At 69.2% G+C, this 8253-nt stretch carries 9 protein-coding genes; all 9 read left to right on the plus strand.

Annotated features, from left to right (window positions below):
* The first annotated feature begins 125 nt into the window (after nt 1–125).
* A complete protein-coding gene (gene nagZ, locus K9U40_RS05740) occupies nt 126–1139 on the plus strand; it encodes a beta-N-acetylhexosaminidase (protein ID WP_282889251.1) in 1014 nt (337 codons plus the stop codon).
* 2 nt (nt 1140–1141) lie between these two features.
* Complete coding sequence (locus K9U40_RS05745) at nt 1142–1990, plus strand: segregation and condensation protein A (RefSeq protein ID WP_282889252.1); 849 nt, start codon at nt 1142–1144, stop codon at nt 1988–1990.
* Nucleotides 1987–2736 carry an SMC-Scp complex subunit ScpB gene (gene scpB, locus K9U40_RS05750; protein ID WP_282889253.1) on the plus strand — a complete coding sequence of 250 codons (750 nt, stop codon included), beginning with the start codon at nt 1987–1989 and terminating at the stop codon, nt 2734–2736. The genes K9U40_RS05745 and scpB overlap by 4 nt, the downstream gene beginning before the upstream one ends.
* A 69-nt stretch (nt 2737–2805) precedes the next feature.
* The gene (locus K9U40_RS05755) at nt 2806–3903 is read left to right on the plus strand and encodes an ABC transporter ATP-binding protein (RefSeq protein ID WP_414115000.1); all 1098 of its coding nucleotides are present in this window, start codon (nt 2806–2808) and stop codon (nt 3901–3903) included.
* Between the two features lie 80 nt (nt 3904–3983).
* Nucleotides 3984–4220 (plus strand): twin-arginine translocase TatA/TatE family subunit, encoded by a 237-nt coding sequence (locus K9U40_RS05760; protein WP_282889255.1) that lies wholly within the window; start codon nt 3984–3986, stop codon nt 4218–4220.
* 63 nt (nt 4221–4283) lie between these two features.
* Nucleotides 4284–4799 (plus strand): Sec-independent protein translocase protein TatB, encoded by a 516-nt coding sequence (gene tatB, locus K9U40_RS05765; protein ID WP_282889256.1) that lies wholly within the window; start codon nt 4284–4286, stop codon nt 4797–4799.
* Nucleotides 4796–5605 (plus strand): twin-arginine translocase subunit TatC, encoded by an 810-nt coding sequence (gene tatC / locus K9U40_RS05770; RefSeq protein WP_282889257.1) that lies wholly within the window; start codon nt 4796–4798, stop codon nt 5603–5605. The genes tatB and tatC overlap by 4 nt, the downstream gene beginning before the upstream one ends.
* A gap of 212 nt (nt 5606–5817) precedes the next feature.
* A complete protein-coding gene (gene serS, locus K9U40_RS05775; RefSeq protein WP_282889258.1) occupies nt 5818–7275 on the plus strand; it encodes a serine--tRNA ligase in 1458 nt (485 codons plus the stop codon).
* A 197-nt stretch (nt 7276–7472) separates the two neighbouring features.
* Entirely contained in the window at nt 7473–8240 is a 768-nt protein-coding gene (gene surE / locus K9U40_RS05780; RefSeq protein WP_282889259.1) for a 5'/3'-nucleotidase SurE, read from the plus strand.
* The last annotated feature ends 13 nt before the right edge of the window (nt 8241–8253 follow it).

An 8253-nucleotide genomic window follows, 5' to 3' on the forward strand; every position in this document is an offset into this window, starting at 1 on the left:
CCGGGCTTGCCCGGCCGTTTTCATGTCCGGGATCCTGTTTCCGGCATGGAGGGACGGGGAGGGGCGCGGTGCCGGCGCGTCTTCCCGAACTTGACGGCGCTTTCCCCCGCTTATAGGCCCAGCACATGACCTCCCGCGCCTTCATCGCCGGCTGCGCCGGTCCGCACCTGACCCCAGACGAGCGCGCCTTCTTCGCGGATGCCGCGCCGTGGGGCTTCATCCTGTTCGCGCGCAACGTGGAGACGCCGGACCAGGTCCGCGCCCTCGTTGCGGATTTGCGCGCGGCGGTGGGCTGGCAGGCGCCGGTGCTGATCGACCAGGAAGGCGGGCGCGTGCAGCGCCTCAGGCCACCCCACTGGCCGGAATACCCGCCGGCGGAGCCGTTCGGCGCGCTCTATCTCGACGACCCCGTGGCGGCGCTGGAGGTGGTGCGGCTCAATTCCCGCGCCATCGCCGCCGACCTCTACGCCCTCGGCATCGACGTGGACTGCCTGCCCTGCGCCGACCTGCGCCACCCGGACGGCCACGGCATCATCGGCAACCGCGCCTACGGCACCGCGCCGGAGCCGGTGGCGGCGCTCGCCCGCGCGGCGGCGGTGGGGCTGCTCGAAGGCGGCGTGCTTCCAGTGCTCAAGCACATTCCCGGCCACGGCCGCGCCCCGGCCGACAGCCACGAGCGGCTGCCCGTGGTCACCGCCCCCCGCGCCGAGCTGGAGAGCGCGGACTTTGCCGCTTTCAGGGCGCTGGCCGACCTGCCCCTCGGCATGACCGCCCACGTGGTCTATGCGGACATCGACCCGGAGCGGCCCGCCACCACCTCGCCGAAGGTGATGGACGAGGTGATCCGGGGCAGCATCGGATTTACCGGCCTGCTCATGAGCGACGACCTCTCCATGGGGGCGCTGGCCGGCGACATGGCCACCCGCGGCCGCGATGCGCTCGGCGCCGGCTGCGACCTGCTGCTCCACTGCAATGGCCGTCTCGACGAGATGGCCGTCGTGGCCGAGGTGTCGCCCGTTCTCTCGGGCGTCGCGCAGGAGCGGGCGGAGCGCGCCCTGGCCCTGCGCCAGATTCCGACGGAGGTGGACGCGGCGGCACTGCGGGCGGCGGTGGCGGCCCACATCCGGCAGGTCGCCTGACCATGACGGGCGAGGTCGCACCGGACCCCTTCGAGGCTGGCGCGGACCGCGTCGAGGCCGGGTCCGGCGAGGCCTTCATGGTGGATGTGGACGGCTTCGAGGGGCCCCTCGACCTGCTGCTCGCCCTGGCCCGCACCCAGAAGGTGGACCTCACCCGCATTTCCATCCTGGCGCTGGCGGACCAGTATCTCACCTTCATCGAGGAAGCCCGGCGCGGCCGGCTGGAGCTGGCCGCCGACTATCTGGTGATGGCGGCCTGGCTGGCTTATCTCAAATCCCGCCTGCTCCTGCCGGCCCCGCCGCAGGAGGACGGGCCGAGCGCCGAGGAACTGGCCGCGGCCTTCACCCGGCGCCTGCGGCACCTGGAGCGCATCCGCAAGGCGGCGGAAGAGCTGATGGCGCGTCCCCAGCTCGGCCGCGACATGTTCGCCCGCGCCGTGCCGCCCGCTACCGGCGAGCCGCTCTATACCGTGTGGACCGCCACCCTCTATGATCTCCTGTCGGCCTATGCCCGCCAGCGGCAGACCCAGGTGCTGTCCCACGTCACGCTCAAGACGCGGGCGGTCTGGTCGCTGGCCGAGGCGCGGGGGCGGCTGGAACGGCTGCTGGGGGCGGATGCCGTGGGCCAGTGGATGCGGCTCGACCAATTCCTGCTAGATTACATGGCTCAACCCGAGCAGCGGGCAACCGCGCTCGCATCGAGCTTTTCGGCCAGCCTCGAGATGGTGCGCGAAGGCATGCTGGACATCCGGCAGGATGCCCCCTTCGCCCCCCTGTGGCTGCGGCCCCGCCCGGCGGAGCCCATCCTGCCGCTTGAGACGCCGCGTCCGGCGTCCGGAGAGGAGACATGAACCGGCCCGCACCGCGCATCGACCTGTTCGACGTGCGTCCGGAGGACGAGCGCGCCTATGCCTTCGCACGCGACCTGCGCGTGATCGAGGCGCTGCTCTTCACCTCATCGGGGCCGGTGGACGCGCGGGCGCTCAAGCCGCATCTGTCCAAGGAAGCGGACCTGGACGTGCTGATGGATGCGCTGACGGCGGACTATGCCCGGCGTGGCGTCAACATCATGAAGGCTGCCGGCGGCTGGATGCTGCGCACCGCGCCGGACCTCGCGCGCGTGGTGGCGGGTCCCGTGCCCGAGGCCCGCAAGCTGTCGCGTGCCGCCATCGAGGTCCTGGCCATCGTCGCCTACCACCAGCCGGTGACGCGGGCGGAGATCGAGGAGATCCGCGGCGTCTCCACCTCCAAGGGCACGCTGGACGTGCTGCTGGAAACCGGTTGGGTGCGCCTGCGGGGCCGCCGCAAGGCGCCCGGCCGCCCCGTGACCTATGGCACCACTCCTGCCTTCCTGGTCCAGTTCGGGCTTGATGCGGTGCAGGACCTGCCGGGCCTCGACGAGATGAAGGGCGCCGGCCTCATCGACGGGCGACTGGCGGCGGGCTTCGCCATGCCGCTGCCCTCCGACGACCCCACCCTGAGGGAGGACGAGGAGGCGCTGGAGCTCGAAGCCCTCGATTTCACCCTTTCGCCGCCCCCCTCGGAGGACGACACCGACGCGGAGGCGGTCGAGGATGGGGCGGACAAACCGGCCTAGAGTGTGACCCGATCAGGTCTGATCGGATCACGCGTGCTCTAGCGCCTCAAAGGAAGAGTTGCGGTGCTGATCGACGACATCGTGGAGACCAATCCAGTGCGCAGCCGCACGCCCGCCGCCATCGCCAAGGGCCTCGCCTTCGATGCTGTTGAACTTTCCTATGGCGGCGTGCCGGCGGTGAAGGGCGTGAGCCTCGCCGTGAAGCCGGGGGAGGTGCTGTGCCTGCTCGGCCAGTCGGGGTGCGGCAAGACCTCGCTGCTGCGCCTTGCCGCCGGCATCGAGCGGCCGGACCGGGGCCGCATCCTCATCGACGGCGAGCCCGTGGCCGGGCAGGGGCCTTTCGTGCCGCCGGAGCGGCGGGGCGTGGGACTGGTGTTCCAGGACTATGCTCTGTTTCCCCACCTGACCAATCTGGAGAACGTGCTGTTCGGCCTCGGCGCCCTGAAGCGGGCGGATGCGGAGCACGAAGCGCGCCTCGCGCTCGCCCGCGTGGACCTCGCCGACCTCGCCGACGCCTATCCCCACGAATTGTCCGGCGGCCAGCAGCAGCGCATCGCGCTGGCCCGCGCCATGGCGCCGCGTCCGGGCATCCTGTTGCTCGACGAGCCGTTCTCCGGCCTCGACAAGCGCCTGCGCGACCAGGTCCGCGCCGACACGCTGGCGGTGCTGCGCGACGCGAAGGCCACCGCCATCATCGTCACCCACGATCCGGAAGAGGCCATGCGGCTCGCCGACCGCATCGCGCTGCTGCGCAAGGGCGAGATGGTGCAGCTCGGCGCGCCGGCGGAGCTTTACCGCCGGCCGGCGGATCTCGGCGTCGCGCGCTTCTTCTGCGAGCTGAACGAGATCGAGGCAATGGCGCAGGACGGGCAGGTGGAGACGCCGCTGGGCCGTTTCCCGGCGCCGCCGGACATGAAGGACGGCACCGTCGTGGTCGCCATACGCCCGCAGGGCATCGCGCTCGCGCCCGCGGGCCGCGGCATTCCGGGCCGGATGGTGGAGCGGCGCTTCCTGGGCGAGCTCGATCTCGTGGAAGTGATCGTGGACGGCCTGGAGCGTCCGCTCGTGATCCGCCTGAGGGATGCTGGCCCGGCGCAGAAGGGCGACGAGGTGGGGCTTGTGGTCGATCCCGGCGACGTCCTTGTTTTCGCCGCGGGCGGGGCCTAGTGTCGCCGTCCGAGAAAATCCGTGCGTGGTCTTCGTCGTAAGGGCGCCGGGGCGAGAAGAGCTTCCTTGGAGGACGTTAAATGGGTTCGTTGAGCATCTGGCACTGGATCGTGGTGCTGGCCGTGGTGCTCCTCCTGTTCGGTCGCGGCAAGATCTCCGACCTCATGGGCGACGTCGCGAAGGGCATCAAGTCCTTCAAGAAGGGCCTGGCAGAGGACGAAGAGCCCGCGAAGGCTCCTGCCGCTCCGCCGGAGGCGCCGCGCCCCCTTCCGAGCCAGACCACCAGCGCCGCCGAGGCCGAGAAGAAGCCCGTCTGACGGCGGGCTTCCCCTTAAACCCTGGAGGAGGGCGGTGGCTCCGGCCGCCGGGTGCAGGCGCTCATGTTCGAGATCGGCTGGTCCGAGCTGATGCTGATCGGCATAGTTGCGCTGATCGTCATCGGCCCAAAAGAGTTGCCTTCGGTGCTGCGCACCGTTGGCCGCACGGTCACGAAGCTGCGCCGCATGGCCGGCGAGTTCCAGGGCCAGTTCCAGGAGGCCCTGCGCGAGGCCGACCTTGCCGACATGCGCAAGGAAATCTCGGATGTGACCGAGAGCGCGCGCTCCACCCTCGCCACCTCCGAGATGTTCGACCCGCTGCGCTCCATCCGCGAGGAGATCCGCAACACGGTGGAAGGCGGCAATCCGCCGCCGGCCGCGCCTCAGGCCCCCGCGCCCGAGGCTGCGCCCCTGCCGGAGGTTGCCGCCCCGCCCGAGGCCCTGCCGGAACCCGACCCCATGGCGGCGATCCGGGAGGAGATCCGCCGGTCGCTTGAAAAGACCACACCCGTGCCGGTCACGCTGCCGGCCGATTCCGTTTCCGCCCCCGCCGCCGGTGAGACCAAGAGCGCGTCATGAGCGACGAGGACGACATCGACGCCTCCAAGGCCCCGCTGATAGAGCACCTGATCGAACTGCGGTCGCGGCTGATCAAGTCGCTGATCGCCTTTCTCGTGGCCTTCTTCATCTGCTTCATGTTCGCCAAGCAGATCTACAACATCCTGCTTTGGCCCTATGAGTTTGCATCCGGCTTCGCGCCGGGCGTGAAGCTCATCTACACGGCGCCGCAGGAATTCCTGTTCACCCAGATCAAGCTCGGCATGTTCGGGGCGGCGTTCATCTCGTTCCCGGTGGTGGCGACGCAGGTCTACATGTTCGTGGCGCCGGGGCTCTACAAGCACGAGAAGAACGCCTTCCGGCCCTATCTCATCGCCACGCCCATCTGCTTCCTCATCGGCGCGGCCTTCGTCTATTTCGTCGCCATGCCGCTGGCCATGACCTACTTCCTGGGCATGCAGCAGGCCGGCGGGGACGGCAAGGCGGAGATCTCGCTGCTGCCGCGCGTGTCGGAATATCTGTCCCTCATCACCACGCTCATCCTGGCCTTCGGCATCTGCTTCCAGCTTCCGGTGATCCTGACCCTGCTCGGGCAGATCGGGGTGGTGACGCAGGACATGCTGAAGAAGACCCGCCGCTACGCCATCGTGGGCGTGTTCATCGCGGCGGCGGTGCTCACCCCGCCGGACGTGATCAGCCAGCTCTCCCTTGCCCTGCCGACGCTGCTTCTCTACGAGGTGTCGGTCTATCTGGTGGGCATCGTCGAGAAGCGGCGGCTGGCGGCAGAGGCGGCGCGGAACGCGGCCGACGCCGCGACAGCCGACTGACGGCGGGGCTTCCGGATCGTTGGAATTTTCTGGGCGCGCGGTGGTTCTCCCCCATGCGTCATGGCCGGGCTTGACCCGGCCATCCACGCGGATGGGCCGGGACGCGCACCCTCAATCTGGTGCAGTCGGCCCGGCGTGGATGCCCGGCACAAGGCCGGGCATGACGGTGGTGCGGATGGTCCGGCGCTGCCCCCATGCGGCGGAGCCTTGCCATGCACGACATCAAATGGATCCGGGACGAGCCGGAAGGGCTCATCAACGCGCTGGTGCGGCGCGGCGGCGGGTCCGACGAGTCGAAGTCGGCGGCCGAGGCACTGGTGGGCAAGCTGCGCGGCCTCGACGAGGCGCGCCGCGCCACCCTGACCCAGCTGGAAACCCTGCTCGCCCGCCGCAATGCCGCCTCCAAGGAGATCGGCCAGGCCAAGGCCAGGAAGGACGAGGCCACCGCCGCCGCCCTCATGGCCGAGGTGGCCGAGCTGAAGGAGAAGGTTCCGGCGCTGGAGGCCGAGGCCAAGCGCCTTGAGGCGGAACTGAACGGCGAGCTTGCCGCCATTCCGAACGCCCCGCTCGCCGAGGTGCCGCCGGGTGCGGACGAGCACGACAATGTGGAGAAGAGCCGCTTCGGCGCGGCGCGCTCCTATGCCTTCACCCCGAAGCAGCATTTCGAGGTGGGCGAAGCCCTCGGCCAGATGGATTTCGAGACTGCCGCCAAGCTCTCCGGCGCCCGCTTCGTGGTGAACAAGGGCCCGCTGGCCCGGCTGGAGCGTGCGCTGGGGCAGTTCTTCCTGGATACGCATACGGCGCCAGAGCAGGACGGCATCGGTGGCTACATGGAAGTGAATCCGCCGTTGCTGGTGCGGGATGACGCGATGTTCGGCACGGCGCAGCTGCCGAAGTTTGAGGAAGACCAATTCGGCGTAATTGATGGGCTCACATTTCACCAAATCAAATCGCAGTTTTCTGACATTTCAGCCCCTGACGCTTCTGAATATCCTGAGGCAGCGTTGAGTTTAGTGGGTGATGGGACGAAGAGGCTCGACCGTTGGATTGACATTTCTCGGCGCTGGCTCATCCCCACCGCCGAAGTCCCCCTCACCAACCTCGTCCGCGAAAGCATCCTCTCCGAGGAAGAGCTGCCCCTGCGCCTCACCGCCTGCACGCCCTGTTTCCGGGCCGAGGCGGGTGCGGCGGGGCGGGATACGCGGGGCATGATCCGCCAGCACCAGTTCACCAAGGTGGAGCTGGTCTCCATCACCACGCCGGAGAAGTCCGCCGAGGAGCACGAGCGCATGCTCGCCTGTGCCGAGGCGGTGCTGAAGAAGCTGGACCTGCATTATCGCGTGGTCACGCTCTGCACCGGCGACATGGGCTTCGCCTCGCAGAAGACCTACGACATCGAGGTGTGGCTGCCGGGGCAGGGGGCGTTCCGCGAAATCTCCTCCTGCTCGGTGTGCGGCGATTTCCAGGCCCGGCGCATGAATGCCCGCTACCGCCCCGCTGAAGGGAAGGGACCGCGCTTCGTCCACACGCTGAACGGCTCCGGCGTGGCGGTGGGCCGCGCGCTGGTGGCGGTGCTGGAGACCTACCAGCAGGAGAACGGCGCCGTCACAGTTCCGGATGCACTGCTGCCCTATATGGGCGGGCTGAAGACCGTCGAGAAGCTGAAATAGGGGTGACAGGGGCCGCCGCAGCGCGGCCCCCTCCCCAGCCCTCCCCCGCAAGCGGGAGAGGGAGCAACACGGCTGCCATGGAAAGCGCGGCCCCCAATGCCGGAGCGATGTAAGCCCTCTCCCGCTTGCGGGGGAGGGTTGGGAGGGGGCGGGAGCGCACGGAAAACGGCCTGCTGGGCCGCGAAGAGGAATGGAAGATGCGCATTCTGGTCACCAATGACGACGGCATCCACGCGGCGGGCCTCGAAGCCTGCGTCCGCATCGCCCAGAGCTTCACCGACGACGTGTGGGTGGTGGCGCCGGAGTTCGACCAGTCCGGCGTCGCCCACTCACTCTCCTTATCCGATCCGCTGCGCCTCAGGCAGATCGAGGAGCGCCGCTTTGCGGTGAAGGGCACGCCCACGGACTGCGTCATCATGGCGGTGCGCCACATCCTGGCCGATACCCCGCCCGACCTCGTGCTCTCCGGCGTCAACCGGGGCCAGAACATCGCCGAGGACGTGAGCTATTCCGGCACGGTGGCGGGGGCCATCGAGGGCACCATCCTCGGCATTTCCTCCATCGCTTTGTCGCAGGCCTTCGGCATCAAGACCCGCGAAAACCCCAACTACATCACCGCCGAGACCCACGCGCCGAAGATCATCCGCACCCTGCTGGGCGAGGGCATCCCGCCCGGCATCGTGATGAATGTGAACTTCCCGGACCGCGCGCCGGACGAGATCGCCGGCATCGCCGCCACTTTCCAGGGCAAGCGCGACCAGCGCCTCATGCGCATCGACGAGCGGCGCGACGGACGGGGCAATCCTTATTACTGGATCGCCTTCGAGCGCCGCATCTTCGAGACCTCCCCCGGCTCCGACCTGCGCGCGCTGGACGAAGGCCGCATCTCCGTCACCCCCCTGCGCCTCGACATGACCGACGAGCCGCAGATGACGCGCCTCGCCCTGCTGTTCGACAGCAAGTAGGGGCGGGCAGGGC

The sequence above is a fragment of the Xanthobacter autotrophicus genome (assembly GCF_030015065.1).
Classification (GTDB): domain Bacteria; phylum Pseudomonadota; class Alphaproteobacteria; order Rhizobiales; family Xanthobacteraceae; genus Xanthobacter; species Xanthobacter autotrophicus_D.

Excerpts from the sequence above, each read along its gene's own strand:
- nagZ (WP_282889251.1), top strand. The coding sequence starts at position 126 with ATGACCTCCCGCGCCTTCATCGCCGGCTGCGCCGGTCCGCACCTGACC.
- K9U40_RS05745 (WP_282889252.1), top strand. The coding sequence starts at position 1,142 with ATGACGGGCGAGGTCGCACCGGACCCCTTCGAGGCTGGCGCGGACCGC.
- scpB (WP_282889253.1), top strand. The coding sequence starts at position 1,987 with ATGAACCGGCCCGCACCGCGCATCGACCTGTTCGACGTGCGTCCGGAG.
- K9U40_RS05760 (WP_282889255.1), top strand. The coding sequence starts at position 3,984 with ATGGGTTCGTTGAGCATCTGGCACTGGATCGTGGTGCTGGCCGTGGTG.
- tatB (WP_282889256.1), top strand. The coding sequence starts at position 4,284 with ATGTTCGAGATCGGCTGGTCCGAGCTGATGCTGATCGGCATAGTTGCG.
- tatC (WP_282889257.1), top strand. The coding sequence starts at position 4,796 with ATGAGCGACGAGGACGACATCGACGCCTCCAAGGCCCCGCTGATAGAG.
- serS (WP_282889258.1), top strand. The coding sequence starts at position 5,818 with ATGCACGACATCAAATGGATCCGGGACGAGCCGGAAGGGCTCATCAAC.
- surE (WP_282889259.1), top strand. The coding sequence starts at position 7,473 with ATGCGCATTCTGGTCACCAATGACGACGGCATCCACGCGGCGGGCCTC.